The following is a 16,944-nucleotide window of genomic DNA, read 5'->3' on the forward strand; positions in this document are numbered from 1 at the left end:
AAAATGACAGTTGAATAGGTGAGGAGGCGTTCGGAGAGAATGGCGAAAGTTACTTATGTCGAGCATAACGGCAAAGAGCACACGATCGACGTGGCGGAAGGCCTGACGCTCATGGAAGGCGCCGTGAAGAACATGGTGCCGGGTATCGATGCCGATTGCGGCGGTGCCTGCGCCTGCGCGACCTGCATGATCTATGTGCCCGAGGAATGGCTCGCGAAGATTCCGGGCAAGGAAGACATGGAAGAAACCATGCTCGACTTCTGCGAACACACGCAGGCCAATTCCCGCCTTTCCTGCCAGATCAAGGTGACCCCGGAGCTCGACGGCATTCGCGTCTCGCTTCCCGAAAGCCAGCACTAACGTTTTTATCTCAAGAAAAAGGGCGCCGGTTTTCGGCGCCCTTTTTTGTTGCTCATTCCGCCGCTTGCGCGAGCTTGGCCGCCAATGGCGTGAGATCATGTTTCTTCAGCGGCAATTCGCGAATGCGCTTTCCCGTCGCGGCAAAGACCGCATTGGAAACGGCAGCCGCGATGGGCGGCGTCGCCGGCTCGCCGAGCCCGCCCAGCGCCGCGCCGCTTTCGATCACATGCACCTCGATCGAAGGCATGTCGGCCATATGCAGCATTTCGTAGTCGAGGAAATTCGACTGCACGACCGCGCCCTTGTCGATCGTGATTTCGCCGCGCAGCGCCGCCGTCAGGCCGAAGATGATCCCCGACTCGACCTGCTGCTCGACCGTGTTCGGATTGATCATGCGGCCGCAATCGACCGCCGCAACGACGCGATGGACCTTCAACTCGCCGGTATGGCTTACCGAAACCTCCGCCACTTCCGCGACGATTGTCTTGAACGCCTCCTGAATGGCGATGCCGCGCGCATGGCCCTTGGGCAGCGGCGTGCCCCAGCCTGCCTTTGCCGCGGCAAGTTCCAGCACGGCAAGATGGCGGGGCTGGTCCTTCAGGAGCGCGCGGCGATATTCGAACGGGTCCTTGCCCGCTTCATGGGCAAGTTCGTCCACGAAGCTTTCCGTGAAAAACGTGTGCTGTGAATGGGCGACCGAGCGCCAGGGCCCACGCGGAACGGGGGTCGGGCTTTCGACCGAACGGATGGACTGGTTCGCCACCGCATAGGGAATATGCGCGGCTTCCGCCGGATCGTCCTTCGTCACATAGCGGTTGCGCCAGGCGACGGGCTGGCCTTCCGCGTCGAGCGCCACCTTGAAGACGCTGGTCACGGCAGGGCGATAGGCGTCGTGCTGGACATCGTCCTCGCGCGTATAGACGAGCTTCACCGGCGCATCGACTTCCTTGGCGATCAGCGCCGCGAAATCGATCTCGCTGGGGAAGTCGGCAAAGCCCTTGCGCACCGGAATGCGCCGCCCAAATCCGCCGCCGAGCAGCATCGGATGGAGCGTCACATCGTCGAACGAGAGTCCAGCGACATCGGCAATGCGTCCGCGTGTGCCGAGCGCGTCCTGAGCGCCGACCCAGACCTCCGCCTTGCCGTCCGCCTTGATCCAGACGGTGCAGTTCATCGGCTCCATGCAAGCATGGGCGAGATAGGGTACGCGGTACGTCGCTTCCACGAGCCTGCTTGCGCCCTTCAGGGCCGCTTCCGTATCGCCGATCTCGACATCCTTCGCGCTGTCGTCGGCGGCAATGTCCTTGTCGTGCTGCGCGTAGATCGACGCGGTTGAACGCGTGTCGTTCCCCTTGGTGTCGATCTTGAGTTCGAGCGCAGCTGCGGCTTCCTTCGCGCGCCAGAAATTATTGGCGACGACCGCGACACCCACGGGCAGGCGAACCAGCTTCTTCACGCCGGGCCGCTTGAGGATTTCCGCCTCGTTGTAACTCACGACCTCGGCGCCAAAGACCGGCGCGAATTTGATCGCCGCATGGAGCATGCCGGGAACATGAACGTCGATGCCGTATTTCGCGGACCCGTCGACCTTGGGCGGAATGTCGAAGCGCGGAATGGGCTTTCCGACGATCGTGTAGTCCTTCGGCGACTTGAGCACCGGATTGGAGAGCGGCGAAAGCTCCGCCGCATCGGCGGCAAGCTCCGCGAATGTCGCGGACTTTCCTGAAGCATCATGATGCACATGGGAGAGGCGCGCCACGCATTGCGAGGGATCGACATTCCAGCGGCGCGCGGCGGCGCGGATCAAGAGATCCTTCGCAGCGGCACCGGCGACGCGCATGCCATGCTGCCCCGTCCAGCGCACCGAGGAGGAACCGCCCGTCACCTGGAGATGCATGAGCTTCGCCACGCCATACCAGGCAGCATTGTTGATGCCGGTGAGGATCGAAGGAATCTCGATGCCGTCGGTGAAATTCTGGCTGAGCGATTCATTGGCGAAAGCCTGCTCGGCCGGCGCCTGCTCGGCGCGTACGAGCGACCAGTCGGCTTCCATTTCCTCCGCCGCCATCATGGCAAGCGCAGTGATGACGCCCTGCCCCATGTCGGAATGGGGAACATAGACGGTGAGCACATTGTCCGGCGCAAGCTTGAGCCAGGTCGTGACAAGGCGTTCGCCTTCACCTCCTGCCACAGCCTTGTCCTGCAGACTGAGACGCGAGGGGCCCGACCATGCATAGCCGAGCAGCAATCCGCCGCCGACGAGGCCGCCGCCGATGAGAAAACCGCGCCGTGTAGGTTTCTTGATCTCCATGACCGGCCTCCCTCAGGTGTTCGACAGCGAATGGATCGCGGCGCGGACGCGCGGATAGGTGCCGCAGCGGCAGATATTGGTGATCGCCTCGTCGATCTCCGCATCTGTGGGCTTCGGCTTTTCCTTCAGGAGCACAGACACCGCCATCAGCATGCCCGACTGGCAATAGCCGCATTGCGGCACCTGCTCGGCGATCCATGCGGCCTGAATGGGGGCAAGCGCGGCCCTGGCGCCCGAGGCCTCGGCAAGGCCCTCAATGGTTACAACGTCATGATTTTCGACCGCGCTGACCGGCGTCATGCAGGAGCGTACGGCCTCGCCGTCGACATGCACAGTGCAGGCGCCGCAGGAAGCAACGCCGCAGCCGAATTTCGTGCCTGTGAGGCCGAGTTCGTCGCGCAGCACCCAGAGAAGCGGCATCTCAAGCTCGATGTCGAGCGTATGGCTGACGCCATTGACCTTGATGGTGACGGACATGGGTTCCTCCCCTTCTCGCCCGCGACAGGCAGGCGGCTCCGAACCGAATGACCGAAACTATCAAATCGGTCAGCGGCTGGAAAGAGCGGGTATCGGCCGCCGGATAGCGCTCAGGGCAGCTCCACCGGCTCCGGGGAGAACTGTACATCCGGCGCGGGCAGTCTGGAAAGCAAGGCCGCGCCCGCCACCCGGACCGGAAGGTGGCATGTCACACGCGTCCCCACATCCGGCGCGGATTCCAGTGTGACCCAGCCGCCATGAAGCTCGACGAAGGACCGCACCAGGGAAAGGCCGAGGCCTGCCCCGCGGCGGCGATCCTGGCCCGCCCGCGATTCGAAGCGGTCGAAGACGGTGGCCTGGAATTCCGGCTTTATGCCATCGCCCGTGTCGGCGACGTAGAGCTGAATCGTATTTTCGAGCCGCTCCGCGCCGATGGTGATCGTATCGCCGGGACTGGTGAAGGCGAGCGCGTTCGACAGCAGATTGATCATGATCTGCTTGATGCGCTTCTCGTCGGCGCGGATGATGCCGAGATCCTCCGGCGCCGCCACCTTGAGCACGATCCGGCTCTTCTGGGCAGGGCGCTGCGCAAATTCTTCCGCGGCGCGGATAACGCCTGAAATCTCGACGTCCGAAAGGTCAAGCGTCATCGCGCCGGCCTCGATGACGGTGAGGTCGAGAATGTCGTTCACGATATCGAGCAGCGTGTCCGACGATTCGAGAATGCCCTGCGTATATTCGTGCTGCTTCGGATTGAGTTCACCGAACATCTCCGCTTCGAGGATTTCGCCGAAGCCGAGGATGTTCGTAAGCGGCGTGCGCAGCTGATAGGAAACGTGGCTGATGAATTCGGACTTGAGCCGGTCGGCCGTTTCGAGCGCATCGTTGCGATCGCGCAGCGCCAGTTCCATCCGGATCGAGTCCGTCACATCGACATAGGTGAGAAGGCTCGCACCGTCGGGAAGCGGCACCACCGCGTAGTCGATCACCGTACCATCGGGGCGGTTGAGACGACCTGTCGCCTGCGAACGAACGCCGGACGCCATCATGATGCGCGCCTTGAGATTTTCCGCATCCGCTGCATCGCTGAAGAGCGGACGGCAGGCCTCGACGATGTCATTCACATGAGGCTCGGATGAAAGGGCCTCGGGTGCGAGGTTCCATATCCGCGCATAAGCCGGGTTGGAGAGCTTCAGGCGCCCGTCCGACCCGAAGACCGCCACGCCTTCATAGAGATGGTCGATCGTCTCGCGTTGCACGCGGGCCAGCGTGTTGTAGGAGCTTTCGAGATTGAGCTGCTCGGTCACGTTCTCATAGAGATAGATGACGCCACCGAAGGGATGCGCCTGGCCCAGCACCTTGATGGTGCGCCCATCGGGCAGGTGCCAGTATTCCTCGAGCGGATCGAGAGAGGTGTAGAGCTCCATCCGCGCCTGCTTCCAGGCCTGAAAATTCGCCTGTTCCGGCAGGCGGCGCTGCGCGCGCAGTTCGTCGAGCATTTCGCTGTCGGTCGGCTCGCTGTCGAGCCATTGCGGATCGAGGCCCCAGAGCGTTTCAAAGGCACGGTTGCGGAATTTGAGACGCTTGTCGGGGCCGCAGATCGCAACCGCGGTCGTCACGCGGTCGAGCGTCGCGGCGTGACTCTCGATATGGCGCCGCAATTCCGTCTCCGTCGCCTCCAGCGCCGAAACATCGACGGCAAGCCCCGTCAGCCCATCGGCGACTCGCTGCTCGAAGACCTCGATGGCGCGGCGTTCGCCCGCCATGATCGCATGGGTGCGCTCGCTGGCGCGATTGCGGTCGAGAAGGCGGCGGCGCAGCGATGCGAGCACCTCTTCGCCCAGAAGCTCGAGGCCGCGCGCCACGGCATCGGCCGGCGAGGGCGCATCCACGGCGCGCGCATAAGCGTCGTTCACCCAGATGAGCTTGCCGTCCCCATCTCGCCGCCAGGTGGGGAACGGCGCCGTCATCAGGTGCTCCTCGAAGCGCGCGCGCTGGCTCTCGGCCTGACGGATGCGCTCGTTGAGACGGCTCACCTCCGCCCGTTCGCCGGTCACGTCGCGCAGCCACAGGACCGCGAGCGCGCCCGCCGGCCGCCCCTCGGCTTCGAAGGTTCGGCCATCGAGCGACTGCACGTGCAGAGAGAAACGCGCGCCCCGCGTGCGCAGGCGCTGCACGGCGACGTTGAGACGGCCAGCATTTTCGGGCTCGAGCCGCGTCAGCAGATAGGAGAAATCGAGATCGCCGGAGGCCGGATCGACCAATGTCGCCGTGGAGCCGACGATGCGCGGACGCGACTGAAACGTGCCAGGGGCGGCGCGGAGGCTTTCCGGCGTCCAGATGAAGACGGCATCGGGCTCGGCGGCCAGAATGGACTCCGCCGCGAGAAGCCTCGCGTCCAGACCGGCAAGTTCCTGTTCGCGGGCAAGCGCCACACGGCGCGCGACACGCGCCGCCCTGAAACCGGCGACAGCGGCAAGGACACCGAAGGCGGCGACGCCGAGGGCGCCGAGCATATAGAGGCTGACGACAGGCTCCGCCGGCACGCCGAGCGTGGCCAGTGCCTTGGGAAGGGTCTCCTGAATACCCAGCGTGTCGGCCGAGGCAGGGGCGGCCAGCAGCGCGGTCCCGAGCGCCAAAACGCTCGACCCCAACCGCAGCCCTGCCGGCGGCATTCGCTTATCCGTCATTGTCCCCGCGCCCCGTGCGATTCGCACGGTCCGATCTGCCCAACCGAAGCAATACTACATCATGTCTCAAGGCGGTGCGAAACGGCGCATCGTGTAGCCGCACAAACAAAAAGGCCCGGCAATGGCCGGGCCTTTCAGGTTCGGCCGGGGCCGAAATCAGTAGCGGTAGGCTTCGGGCTTGTAGGGGCCCGCGGCGTCCACGCCGATATAGGCCGCCTGCTTGTCGTTGAGCCTGGTCAGCTTCACGCCGATCTTTTCCAGATGCAGCGCCGCGACCTTCTCGTCGAGCTTCTTGGGCAGCGTGTAGACCTTCTTCTCGTAGGCGTCCGGCTTCGTCCAGAGTTCGATCTGGGCGAGCGTCTGGTTCGTGAAGGAGGCCGACATGACGAAGCTCGGATGGCCCGTCGCGCAGCCCAGATTCACGAGGCGGCCTTCGGCGAGAAGGATGATGCGGTTGCCACCGGGGAACTCGATCTCGTCCACCTGCGGCTTCACATTGTGCCACTTGAAGTTGCGCAAGCCGCCGACCTGAATTTCGCTGTCGAAATGGCCGATATTGCAGACGATGGCGCGGTCCTTCATGGCGCGCATGTGATCGACGGTGATGACGTCCACATTGCCCGTCGTGGTGACGAAGATGTCGCCGCGCGGCGCGGCTTCTTCCATCGTCGTCACTTCATAGCCTTCCATCGCGGCCTGCAGCGCGCAGATCGGATCGATCTCGGTGACGATGACGCGGGCGCCCGCATTGCGCAGCGACGCCGCCGAGCCCTTGCCCACATCGCCGAAACCGGCGACGACGCCGACCTTGCCGGCCATCATCACGTCGGTCGCGCGGCGGATGCCGTCGACCAGCGATTCACGGCAGCCATAGAGATTGTCGAATTTCGACTTGGTGACGCTGTCGTTGACGTTGATCGCCGGCCAGAGCAGCGTGCCCTTCTTCTGCATCTCGTAGAGGCGATGGACGCCCGTGGTCGTTTCCTCGGTCACGCCGCGAATGTTCTTCGCGAGCTGCGTGTACCAGCCATGCTTGTGCTTCAGGCGGCGCTTGATCGCGGCGTAGAGAATTTCCTCTTCCTCATTCGAGGCCGTTTCGAGGAAGGCGACATCGCCACCCTCGGCGCGCAGACCCAGATGGACGAGCAGCGTCGCGTCGCCGCCATCGTCGAGGATCATGTTCGGCGTGCCGCCATCGGCCCATTCGAAGATGCGGTGCGTATATTCCCAGTAATCCTCGAGGCTCTCGCCCTTGATCGCGAAGACGGGCGTGCCGGAAGCGGCGATCGCGGCGGCGGCGTGGTCCTGCGTCGAATAGATGTTGCAGGAGGCCCAGCGCACATCGGCGCCCAGCGCCTTCAGCGTCTCGATGAGAACGGCTGTCTGGATCGTCATGTGGAGCGAACCGGCGATCCGCGCGCCCTTGAGCGGCTGCGCCTTGCCGAATTCGGCGCGGGTCGCCATGAGGCCAGGCATTTCGGTCTCGGCGATGTCGATTTCCTTGCGGCCCCAGTCGGCGAGGTTGATGTCCTTGACGACGTAATCGTTGCTCATGGGGGCTCCTTCGGAATGGACTGGCTGCCGGGCAAAATCCGGCATGGTCCCGCCTTATAACAGCAGGGTTCGGGACGGGCAAGCATGATATAAAGAAGTCTTTATATCTGTTTCAGGGTCATCCGGGACACGCCGGGCAACCCGGGGCGCGCGACAACGGAAATGCCTGCTCGCGGGGAGCAGGCCGCCTTTCAACATGGCTGGATTAAGACAGTCGGAGCGTCGAGCGCGCGGGCGCTTAGTCGCGCTCGCCGAATCCGTCCGACACGAGGGCCTCCAGAGCGTCGAGCGCTTCTTTGGCCTGTGGACCTTCGGCTTCGATCAGGATGCAGCAGCCGGGTCCGGCGGCGAGCATCATCAGGCCCATGATCGAGGTGCCGGAGACGGAGTGCCCCTCCTTCGAGACCTTGACCTCCGCATCGAACTTCTCCGCACACTGAACGAACTTCGCCGAGGCCCGCGCATGCAGGCCGCGTGTGTTCACAATGTTGAGAAGACGGCTTTCGGGGCGGCTGGTTCCAGCCTCGGCATCTGAGGGCATCAGGTTCAGGTCCCGTCGCCCGCGAGAACGCGGCTCGCGATCGAGATGTATTTGCGGCCCGATTCCTGGGCGAGATCCACGGCCTGGCCAAGGCTCGCATGGTCGCGCACGCTTGCAAGCTTGATAAGCATCGGCAGGTTCACGCCAGCGATGACCTCGACCTTCGCCTTGTCCATGATCGAGATGGCGAGGTTGGAGGGCGTGCCGCCAAACATGTCGGTCAGAAGGATGACACCGTCGCCGGAATCCGCGCTGGCCACCGCATCGAGAATGTCGCGGCGACGCTGCTCCATATCATCGTCAGGACCGATGCAGATTGCCTCGACCTGCGGCTGCGCGCCCACCACATGTTCCATGGCCGCAACAAATTGGCTGGCCAATGCGCCGTGGGTTACCAGTACTAGTCCGATCATCAATAGCCCTCTTCGCCGTCCCGGCCCAATACGCAGGCTGGTTCGCCGGCCGCGCCCCCGCGGAGGGGCGTATCGTGCCTCCAATCGCGCTCAAAAGACAAGCGCGCGGAGGCATCACAAACACAAAGATCGCAGACCTCAATCACCGGCCGATACCGGAGCCTCCACCGAGGCGTCCGTCGTTTCCGGGGAAGCCCCCGACCGGGATGGTTTCCAGCGCGAGACGTACCCGGTCTGCCGCCGTCAGGTCAAATGCATGAAGCGCGACAAGGGGGAGGTCCACCCCCTCGACGTCGAGGAAACGGGGTTCAGGCATTCGGGGTACGTCCTCGCGGGAGACCAGATCGACCGCCAGCGCCACCTCCGCCTGCGGAGCGAAAGGAAGCGGCAGGAGGCCGAGACCTCGGATTTCCAGCAGTCCCGCCAGCGCCGCCGGCGGGGAAGCCATGAGCCGCCCCTCTTCCACCCTGAGCGCAACCTGATCGTCGGCGACCAGCATCGCGCTTGGGCCGTCTCCCCGGATGAGCCGGTAGGCAAGATCGGACTTGCCGGCGCCGGAAGGCCCCCGCAGCAACACGGCGCGGGGACCGATCAGGACACAGGTGCCATGCATGAAGATGGTCATGTTCGGCTCAACTCGAGGAGGACGGCAATTCGACGATGAAGCGCGCGCCCGCTACGCGGCCATCCTCCATCCGGTTTTCGGCGCGGATGGTGCCGCGATGGGCTTCCACGATCTGCTTGGAAATGGCGAGGCCAAGACCCGAATGCTCGCCGAAGCTGTCCGGACGGTCGGTATGAAACCGGTCGAAGATGCGCTCGAAATTGTCCGGCGAAATGCCCTGCCCCTCATCCTCGACGCGGATGATGATGCGGCCCGGCACGCGCTCGGCCAGGACATGCACCGTGCCGCCTTCCGGACTGAAGGACAGCGCATTGTCTATGAGATTGCGCATGACCTGGCCGAGGCGCATGTCGAAGCCCTTCACGATCATGCCGGCGCGCCCATGAGGGCCCGGCTCGATGCTGAGCGCGACTTTGGCGGAACCGCTGGCCCCCGTCTCCGTGAACAGATCGCAGACCGTTTCAAGCAGCGTCGCGAGGTTGACGTCTTCCATCTCCTCGCGCGACAGCTCCGCATCGAGGCGCGAGGCATTGGAAATATCGCTGATAAGGCGGTCGATGCGGCGCACGTCGTCCTGAATGATCTGCATCAGCCGCGCCTTGGCCTTCTCGTCCTTGGCCAGCGTGAAAGTCTCAATGGCGCTGCGAAGCGAGGTGAGCGGATTCTTCAGCTCATGCGCGACATCGGCGGCGAAGCTTTCGATCGCATCCATGCGCCTGTAAAGCGCGTTCGTCATGTCGCGCAGCGCGCCGGACAATTCGCCGATCTCGTCGCGGCGTGCCGTGAAGTCGGGAATCTGCGCGCGACGCGTCTTGCCCCGGCGCACGATCTCGGCCGATTCCGCGAGGCGCCGCACTGGCTCCGCAATGGTGCCGGCAAGCAAGACGGAAAGCAGGATGGTGACGCCCAGGTCGATCAGAAAGAGCTGCATGATGGCGAGCCGCTCGGCGCGAACGATGGCGTCGATGTCGCCGCCGCGCGTCGAAAGCATCAGTGTGCCGAGCACCGCGCGGTAACGCTGGATCGGCACGGCAACCGAAACGATGAGTTCCCCGCGGTCGTTCACGCGCTCCATGCTGGAAGGAATGCCGCGCAATGCGCGCGTGACCTCGCTGTAGATCGTGCCGTTCTGGCTGCCTGCTTCCTTGTAGCGTTCGAGGTCGCGTCCGGGCAGCAGGCCCAGCAGCCTGTCACGCAGGTGGCCGAGCGGGCCCGGCGCTTCGGCGCCTGCGGGCGGAGGAAGCTCAAACGCCACGATCTGGCCGGAGGCGGTGAGCTGGCGCGAGTCGAGAATGAGCCAGCCATCCTTGTCGTAAAGGCGCGCGCGAGTCTGCGTCGGCAGAACGAGGCGGCGCAGGATGGGGGCGGCATTTTCGGGAATGATCGGCAGTTCGCCTCCCCCCTCGTCCTCATCCATGTCGCCAGCGACGGGCGGGCGAATGTCGCGCGGCTTGTTCCGCCGGCGCTCCAGCGGATCGACGACCGGCGCCTCCTGATTTGAGGTCGCGCTTTCGGCGATGGCGCCGGCAATGATCTCGGCCTGCGTCAAAAGGCTTTGCCGCCGCGCGTCGATCAGGCCCTCGCGGAACTGGTTGAGGTAGAGAACGCCGCTGACCAGCACGCAAAGCGCGACGACGTTGAAGGCAACGATGCGCCGCGTCAGGCTGGAGAAGCGCCCCCGCAGGAGGAAACCGCGAAAGGCGTTGAAGATCGCCCCCGGCAGCATCTCCGCGATACGCCGAAAATCGCGGCGGGGACCTCGCCTGACTCTTGAAGCAGCGTCTCCCTCCGGCGCGGCGGATTGCCGCGCCGCCGATGGCGGAACCTCATGCTCGCTCACGCTCGCCATGACGGGGTCATCCGGGGCCGGCCTCTTGCCTCTCAGCTTTCACGATAGCGATAACCGACGCCGTAAAGCGTCTCGATCGCATCGAAATCGTCGTCCACTTCCTTGAACTTCTTGCGCAGGCGCTTGATGTGGCTGTCGATGGTCCTGTCGTCCACATAGACCTGATCGTCATAGGCCGCGTCCATGAGGGAGTCGCGGCTCTTCACATAGCCGGGCCGCTGCGCCAGCGCCTGCAGGATCAGGAATTCGGTCACGGTGAGGACCACGGGCTTGCCGTCCCATGTGCAGGAGTGCCGCTCCGGGTCGAGGACCAGCTTGCCGCGTTCGAGGACGACCTTTTCAGCGCCTTCGGGCGCGGCGCCTTCGACCTTGGGGCTCGAACGGCGAAGCACAGCCTTCACACGCTCGACCAGCAGTCGCTGGGAGAAAGGCTTGCGGATATAGTCGTCCGCCCCCATGCGGAGCCCGAAAAGCTCGTCGATCTCGTCGTCCTTCGAGGTCAGGAAGATCACCGGCAGGTCCGACTTCTGCCGCAGGCGGCGTAGCAGCTCCATGCCGTCCATGCGCGGCATCTTGATGTCGAAAACGGCGACATCCGGCGGATTGGCGGCCAGCCCCGCAAGGGCGGCGGCACCATCCGTATAGGTCTGGACATGATAGCCCTCGGCTTCGAGCGCCATGCTCACCGAGGTGAGAATATTCCGGTCATCGTCAACCAGCGCGATGGTTGGCATTCGGCCCCGTCCCTTTTCAAGAGCGTCGTTTCCAACATTGTCCATCGGCGAATCCCCTCGGGCAGGCGCTATGCCTGCATGACTGCACGAGCTAAGGCTCGGGAAGGCTTAGGGTCGCTTTTGGCCTAAAATGTGGCGGCAGTATAAGCACTTGCGCCGTGGCACGCCATGGATCGTACCCATAATCCTGAAGGCGCCTGGAGCAGCCCGACCGGCCCGGTACATTGGGTGAACATGAGGCACCCGGCGCCTGGCCGAGCCCGATCTGAGAATCATTCTTTTCGAGTCGGTTGCACCCGGAAAGCCGGGCAATTATGGTGCGCGCCAATCTGAACGGGAACACCGGGGGAAGCCTGGCCGCGGCGGGAAGTCGAGCCGGCCACCATGAGCCCCCCGCAAAAGAAAGAAACTGCATTGGCAGCCGGCCGGTCCCGTGGGACCGGGAGGGCCATGCTATAATCCCGCCTTATTTCTAAGGCCCTATGCGGCCGCCCAAACGACCAGACCCAGACGACCAGGCAAAGACGACAGAAACATTTTTTGCAAGACGAGGCAGCAACACACCGGCGGTTCCCGAAAATTCCGGCGACGGCAGACTTTCCGCACCGGCTCCCGAACCCGAAGCCCAATACGGCGACCGGCGCTGCCAGGACCATGACAGGAGAAAAGGTGTGAAACAGACCGGGCCCTACATCAGCAAACACGGCGTGGACAAAAGCGGCTTCAAAAACCTTGCCGCCGCCCATTGGAATTACCGCCCCGCGGCGCTTTATGAAGAAGCCGTCCGCCGCAACGAGGGCCTGGTCGCAGCCGATGGCCCCTTCGTCGTCAAGACCGGCGTTCACACCGGCCGCTCCGCGAAGGACAAGTTCATCGTCCGCGACGAGAGCACCGAAAACACGGTGTGGTGGGACAACAACAAGGCGATGACGCCGGAAGCCTTCGACCTTCTCCATCAGGACATGCTGAAGCATGCCGAAGGTAAGGAGCTCTTCATTCAGGATCTCTTCGGCGGCGCCGACAAGACCCACCGCCTCGCCACCCGCGTCTACTCCGAATATGCCTGGCACTCGCTGTTCATCCAGAACCTGCTGATCGAGCCGAAGTCTGAAGAGCTTGACGACTTCCTCCCCGAATTCACGATCATCGACCTGCCGAGCTTCGAAGCCGACCCGGCGAAGTACGGCGTCCGCACCTCGACGGTCATCGCCTGCAACTTCACGAAGCGCATCGTTCTGATCGCGAACACGTCCTATGCCGGCGAAATCAAGAAGTCGGTCTTCTCGATGCTCAACTATGAGCTGCCTCCGAAGCGCGTCATGCCGATGCACTGCTCGGCCAATATCGGCCCGAAGGGCGACACGGCTGTCTTCTTCGGCCTTTCCGGCACCGGCAAGACCACGCTTTCGGCCGACGCGAGCCGCACGCTCATCGGCGACGACGAGCATGGCTGGTCGGAGAACGGCGTCTTCAACTTCGAAGGCGGCTGCTACGCGAAGATGATCAAGCTCTCGGCTGAAGCCGAGCCCGAGATCTATGCGGTGACGAAGCGCTTCGGCACCGTGCTCGAAAACGTCGTGATGGACGAGCAGACCCGCGAGCTCGACCTCGACAGCGCCGCTCTTGCCGAGAACAGCCGTGGCGCCTATCCGCTCGCCTTCATCCCGAATGCGAGCGCGACCGGCGCCGGCGGCCATCCGAAGAACATCATCATGCTGACGGCGGATGCCTTCGGCGTGCTGCCTCCCATCTCGAAGCTGACGCCGAGCCAGGCGATGTATCACTTCCTCTCGGGCTACACGGCGAAGGTCGCCGGTACCGAGAAGGGTGTGACGGAGCCGGAAGCGACCTTCTCGACCTGCTTCGGCGGGCCGTTCATGTCGCGCCATCCCACCGAATACGGCAACCTGCTGCGTGCCCTCATCGCCGAGCACAAGGTCGACTGCTGGCTCGTCAACACGGGCTGGACGGGCGGCGCCTATGGCGTCGGCTCGCGCATGCCGATCAAGGCGACGCGCGCGCTTCTCGCCGCCGCTCTCGACGGATCGCTCGCGACGGTCGAATTCCGCACCGACAGCAATTTCGGCTTCCAGGTGCCGGTGAGCGTGCCGGGCGTCGACACGAAGATCCTCAACCCGCGCGAGACCTGGGCCGACAAGGCCGCTTACGACGCGCAGGCGCAGAAGGTCGTCGGCATGTTCATCGAGAACTTCGCGAAGTTCGAAGATCATGTCGATCCCGAGGTCCGCGCTGCGGCCCCGGCGCTGACGCGCGCCGCGGAGTAAGCGTGACCACCGCCTGAAACAGAGAAGCCCGGACCGAAAGGTCCGGGCTTCTTGCTTTCCAGTTCATGGGACGAAAATGTATCGCGATCGCATTCGCAATGCCGGCCTTTACAACCGCATCGTCACCGCAGATGAAGCAGCCCAACTCATTCGCGACGGCATGACCGTGGGCATGAGCGGCTTCACGCGTGCAGGCGAAGCCAAAGCCGTGCCTCTGGCGCTGGCCGAACGCGCCAGACGCGAGCCCATGAAGATCACGCTGATGACGGGCGCCTCGCTCGGCAACGATCTCGACAAGACCTTCGCCGAAGCCCATCTGCTCTCGCGCCGCATCCCCTTCCAGTCCGATCCCGGCCTGCGCAAGGCGATCAATGCCGGCGAAGTGATGTTCGTCGACCAGCATCTCTCGGAAACGGTCGAGATGCTGCGCACTCACCAGCTTCCCGATGTGGACATCGCCATCGTCGAGGCGGTCGCTATCACCGAGACGGGCGGCATCGTACCGACGACATCGGTCGGCAATTCGGCGAGCTTCGCCATCCTCGCGCCCAAGGTCATTGTCGAGATCAACCTCACCCAACCGCTGCTGCTGGAGGGCTTGCACGACATCTACATCCCGACGAAGCGTCCGCATCGCGAGCCGATCCCCATCGTCGCGCCGGAAAGCCGCGCCGGCCTTCCCTATATTCAGATCCCGCCCGAGAAGATCGCCGCCATCGTCATCACCGAGAAGCTCGACAGCTCGGCCAAGGTCACACCGCCCGATGACGACACACGCGCCATTGCCGGCCACCTGATCGAATTTCTCAAGCACGAAGTGAAGATGGGCCGCATGGATAGCGACCTGCGCCCGCTGCAGGCGGGCATCGGGTCGGTCGCCAACGCCGTTCTGCATGGGCTCATCGACTCGCCCTTCCACGATCTCAAGATGTATTCGGAGGTCCTGCAGGATTCGACGTTCGACCTCTTCGACGCAGGCAAGCTCGTCTTCGCCTCCGCGTCGTCGATCACGCTTTCCGCCGAGAAGCACGACGCGGTCATGTCGAATATCGGTGCCTATAAGGGCCGCCTTCTGCTGCGCCCGCAGGAGATCAGCAATCATCCAGAAGTCGTGCGGCGCCTTGGCGTCATCTGCATCAACACGGCGCTCGAATTCGACATCTACGGCAACGTCAACTCGACGCATGTCGGCGGCACGCACATGATGAACGGCATTGGCGGTTCGGGCGATTTCGCGCGCAACGGCTTCCTGTCGATCTTCGTCAGCAAATCGACGGCGAAAGACGGAAAGATTTCAAGCGTCGTGCCGATGGTCAGCCATGTCGACCATACGGAGCATGATGTCGGCATCCTGATCACCGAGCAGGGTCTTGCCGATCTGCGCGGTCTCGCGCCCCGCGAACGTGCGGCGCTCGTGATCCGGAATTGCGCGCATCCTTCCTATCGCGACGCGCTTGAGGATTATTACGCCCGCGCCGTCACGCGTGGCGGGCATACGCCGCATGTGATCGAGGAAGCGCTTTCCTGGCATGCCCGCCTGCGCGAACACGGCACGATGATGAAGGGCTGAGCGTCTAGCGCGAACGCGGCATGTCCGGTCGGGCGTAGAAATCCTCAATCGTCTTTCCTGCCTCGTCGCGAAACGTCTCATCGCTCAGCTTGAGAGCGGCTATGCGCTCGATGCGAAAGGTGCGGAAATCGCGCCGGAGTTCGCACCAGGCGGCAAGCATCCAGAACGGACCGAAGAAGGCGAGGCCGAGCGGACGCACGGTGCGGCTGCTGCGCTCGTCGGAGAGCGCCGCGTAATCCATGACGAGCTTTCGCCGTTCGCGGATAGCGCGGCGGATGGGCGTGAGGTTCTTGTTGAAGGCATCCTTGCCTCGCGCCGGCGCGACAGTGACGCGACTCGTCTCGGCTATCCGTGTCAGACGCTCTGGCAATACCGCCGTGATCTTGGCCAGCGCCGCATCGGCGGCTTGCGTGAAATTCGCATCGCCCCAGGCTCTGACCATACGCGCGCCGAAGACCAGCGCCTCGATCTCGTCTTCCGTGAACATCAAGGGCGGCAATTCATAGCCCGCGCGCAACACATAGCCGAGCCCCGCCTCGCCCTCGATGGGCACGCGGCTTGCCTGCAAGTCGGCAATGTCGCGATAGATCGTCCGCACAGAGACCTCAAGCTCCGCGCCAAGCTCCTGCGCAGTTACCACGCGCTTGTTGCGGCGCAGAAACTCAATGATGTCGAACAACCGGTCGGCACGACGCATCGCAAACCCCTTTCACGCCTTCAAGCGTCGCAGATCGCTGCTGACGGCATGGTGTCAGTAGCATGTCAGTATAAGGGATGAGGCAACAGAGGAGAGAGCGCCATGATCCGTCTTTTTCAGTTTCCCCCGACCCTCAAGGGCACGCCCAATGCCAGCCCATTCTGCGTCAAGCTCGAATGCGCGCTCCGGCTTTACGGCCTCGCCTATGAGACAGAGGTGGTTCCCAACCCCGCCGCCGGCCCCAAGCACAAGGTTCCCTACGTCGAAATCGACGGTGAGCGCGTCGGCGATTCGGCGCTCATCCTCGACCTTCTAAAGTCGCATCATGGGCTCGACCTCGATCGCGGCCTCGACGTGCGGAAGAGGGCCGAAAGCCACGCCCTGCAACGCATGATCGAGGAGCGGCTCTATTGGGTGATGGTCTATAGCCGCTGGGTGGAACCGGAAGGCTGGGACATCATCAGGCCGCTCTTCTTCGCGGCGCTACCCTGGCCGATGCGCGAGCTCATCCCCCGCATGGCGCGGAAGGCCGTGCGGCGAAAGCTGGACGGTCAGGGCATCGGCAGGCATACGCGCGAGGAAATCTACGCGCTCGGCGCGCATGACCTCGCCACACTGTCGGCCTTTCTCGGTGACAATCCGTTCCTCTTCGGTGAAACGCCGACGCTTGCCGATGTCACGATGTACGGGTTTCTCGTGAACATTATCGGGCCGGACATTGCGAGCCCGCTAAAAGACGCCGCGCTCGGCCACAGGAACCTCGTCACTCACACGGAACGCATGGGCGAACTCTTTGCCTCGACGCGGCGGCCGCGCCGGTTCAAGGCTGCCGCCTGAT

14 protein-coding genes are annotated in these 16,944 nt (G+C 63.7%); 4 read left to right on the plus strand and 10 right to left on the minus strand.

The genetic code is table 11. The annotated features are described in order from the left end of the window. The first annotated feature begins 39 nt into the window (after positions 1 to 39). Complete coding sequence (locus tag ABFC66_RS06045; protein WP_152214244.1) at positions 40 to 360, plus strand: 2Fe-2S iron-sulfur cluster-binding protein; 321 nt, start codon at positions 40 to 42, stop codon at positions 358 to 360. Positions 361 to 412: 52 nt separating this feature from the next. Here the strand turns inward: ABFC66_RS06045 and ABFC66_RS06050 are convergent, their stop codons facing one another. The 9 genes from ABFC66_RS06050 to ABFC66_RS06090 form a co-directional block, all read right to left on the minus strand. Continuing rightward, positions 413 to 2,671, minus strand: coding sequence for a molybdopterin cofactor-binding domain-containing protein (locus tag ABFC66_RS06050; protein WP_346740072.1), 2,259 nt, complete (start codon positions 2,669 to 2,671; stop codon positions 413 to 415). A 12-nt stretch (positions 2,672 to 2,683) separates the two neighbouring features. Then, a complete protein-coding gene (locus tag ABFC66_RS06055) occupies positions 2,684 to 3,148 on the minus strand; it encodes a (2Fe-2S)-binding protein (protein ID WP_346740073.1) in 465 nt (154 codons plus the stop codon). A gap of 110 nt (positions 3,149 to 3,258) precedes the next feature. Then, on the minus strand, positions 3,259 to 5,838 hold the full coding sequence (locus ABFC66_RS06060) for an ATP-binding protein (protein WP_346740074.1): 2,580 nt from the start codon (positions 5,836 to 5,838) through the stop codon (positions 3,259 to 3,261). 156 nt (positions 5,839 to 5,994) lie between these two features. Further along, a complete protein-coding gene (gene ahcY / locus ABFC66_RS06065; protein WP_346740075.1) occupies positions 5,995 to 7,392 on the minus strand; it encodes an adenosylhomocysteinase in 1,398 nt (465 codons plus the stop codon). Positions 7,393 to 7,630: 238 nt separating this feature from the next. Beyond that, on the minus strand, positions 7,631 to 7,933 hold the full coding sequence (locus tag ABFC66_RS06070; protein ID WP_346740076.1) for an HPr family phosphocarrier protein: 303 nt from the start codon (positions 7,931 to 7,933) through the stop codon (positions 7,631 to 7,633). Positions 7,934 to 7,938: 5 nt separating this feature from the next. Further along, positions 7,939 to 8,346: a PTS sugar transporter subunit IIA gene (locus tag ABFC66_RS06075; RefSeq protein WP_346740077.1), complete on the minus strand. Its 408-nt coding sequence runs from the start codon at positions 8,344 to 8,346 to the stop codon at positions 7,939 to 7,941. Between the two features lie 142 nt (positions 8,347 to 8,488). Then, complete coding sequence (locus ABFC66_RS06080; protein WP_346740078.1) at positions 8,489 to 8,971, minus strand: HPr kinase/phosphatase C-terminal domain-containing protein; 483 nt, start codon at positions 8,969 to 8,971, stop codon at positions 8,489 to 8,491. A gap of 7 nt (positions 8,972 to 8,978) precedes the next feature. Beyond that, entirely contained in the window at positions 8,979 to 10,820 is a 1,842-nt protein-coding gene (locus tag ABFC66_RS06085) for a sensor histidine kinase (protein ID WP_346740079.1), read from the minus strand. Between the two features lie 32 nt (positions 10,821 to 10,852). After that, a complete protein-coding gene (locus ABFC66_RS06090; protein WP_346740080.1) occupies positions 10,853 to 11,554 on the minus strand; it encodes a response regulator transcription factor in 702 nt (233 codons plus the stop codon). A gap of 671 nt (positions 11,555 to 12,225) precedes the next feature. On the opposite strand from ABFC66_RS06090, the gene ABFC66_RS06095 reads away from it, so the two are divergent. Further along, entirely contained in the window at positions 12,226 to 13,839 is a 1,614-nt protein-coding gene (locus tag ABFC66_RS06095; protein WP_346740081.1) for a phosphoenolpyruvate carboxykinase, read from the plus strand. Positions 13,840 to 13,915: 76 nt separating this feature from the next. Beyond that, on the plus strand, positions 13,916 to 15,409 hold the full coding sequence (locus ABFC66_RS06100; protein WP_346740082.1) for an acetyl-CoA hydrolase/transferase family protein: 1,494 nt from the start codon (positions 13,916 to 13,918) through the stop codon (positions 15,407 to 15,409). A gap of 4 nt (positions 15,410 to 15,413) precedes the next feature. Here ABFC66_RS06100 and ABFC66_RS06105 read toward each other — a convergent pair whose 3' ends face one another. Further along, entirely contained in the window at positions 15,414 to 16,106 is a 693-nt protein-coding gene (locus ABFC66_RS06105) for a YafY family protein (protein ID WP_346740083.1), read from the minus strand. 102 nt (positions 16,107 to 16,208) lie between these two features. On the opposite strand from ABFC66_RS06105, the gene ABFC66_RS06110 reads away from it, so the two are divergent. Then, entirely contained in the window at positions 16,209 to 16,943 is a 735-nt protein-coding gene (locus ABFC66_RS06110; protein ID WP_346740084.1) for a glutathione S-transferase family protein, read from the plus strand. Position 16,944: the final 1 nt, after the last annotated feature.

The organism is Parvibaculum sp. (assembly GCF_039680535.1).
GTDB lineage: Bacteria > Pseudomonadota > Alphaproteobacteria > Parvibaculales > Parvibaculaceae > Parvibaculum.

What these genes read in the sequence shown, in the direction of transcription:
- ABFC66_RS06085 (WP_346740079.1), bottom strand. Translation starts at nt 10,820, where the DNA reads ATGGCGAGCGTGAGCGAGCATGAGGTTCCGCCATCGGCGGCGCGGCAA.
- ABFC66_RS06110 (WP_346740084.1), top strand. Translation starts at nt 16,209, where the DNA reads ATGATCCGTCTTTTTCAGTTTCCCCCGACCCTCAAGGGCACGCCCAAT.
- ABFC66_RS06080 (WP_346740078.1), bottom strand. Translation starts at nt 8,971, where the DNA reads ATGACCATCTTCATGCATGGCACCTGTGTCCTGATCGGTCCCCGCGCC.
- ABFC66_RS06105 (WP_346740083.1), bottom strand. Translation starts at nt 16,106, where the DNA reads ATGCGTCGTGCCGACCGGTTGTTCGACATCATTGAGTTTCTGCGCCGC.
- ABFC66_RS06060 (WP_346740074.1), bottom strand. Translation starts at nt 5,838, where the DNA reads ATGACGGATAAGCGAATGCCGCCGGCAGGGCTGCGGTTGGGGTCGAGC.
- ABFC66_RS06055 (WP_346740073.1), bottom strand. Translation starts at nt 3,148, where the DNA reads ATGTCCGTCACCATCAAGGTCAATGGCGTCAGCCATACGCTCGACATC.
- ABFC66_RS06075 (WP_346740077.1), bottom strand. Translation starts at nt 8,346, where the DNA reads ATGATCGGACTAGTACTGGTAACCCACGGCGCATTGGCCAGCCAATTT.
- ABFC66_RS06100 (WP_346740082.1), top strand. Translation starts at nt 13,916, where the DNA reads ATGTATCGCGATCGCATTCGCAATGCCGGCCTTTACAACCGCATCGTC.
- ahcY (WP_346740075.1), bottom strand. Translation starts at nt 7,392, where the DNA reads ATGAGCAACGATTACGTCGTCAAGGACATCAACCTCGCCGACTGGGGC.
- ABFC66_RS06050 (WP_346740072.1), bottom strand. Translation starts at nt 2,671, where the DNA reads ATGGAGATCAAGAAACCTACACGGCGCGGTTTTCTCATCGGCGGCGGC.
- ABFC66_RS06070 (WP_346740076.1), bottom strand. Translation starts at nt 7,933, where the DNA reads ATGCCCTCAGATGCCGAGGCTGGAACCAGCCGCCCCGAAAGCCGTCTT.
- ABFC66_RS06090 (WP_346740080.1), bottom strand. Translation starts at nt 11,554, where the DNA reads ATGCCAACCATCGCGCTGGTTGACGATGACCGGAATATTCTCACCTCG.
- ABFC66_RS06045 (WP_152214244.1), top strand. Translation starts at nt 40, where the DNA reads ATGGCGAAAGTTACTTATGTCGAGCATAACGGCAAAGAGCACACGATC.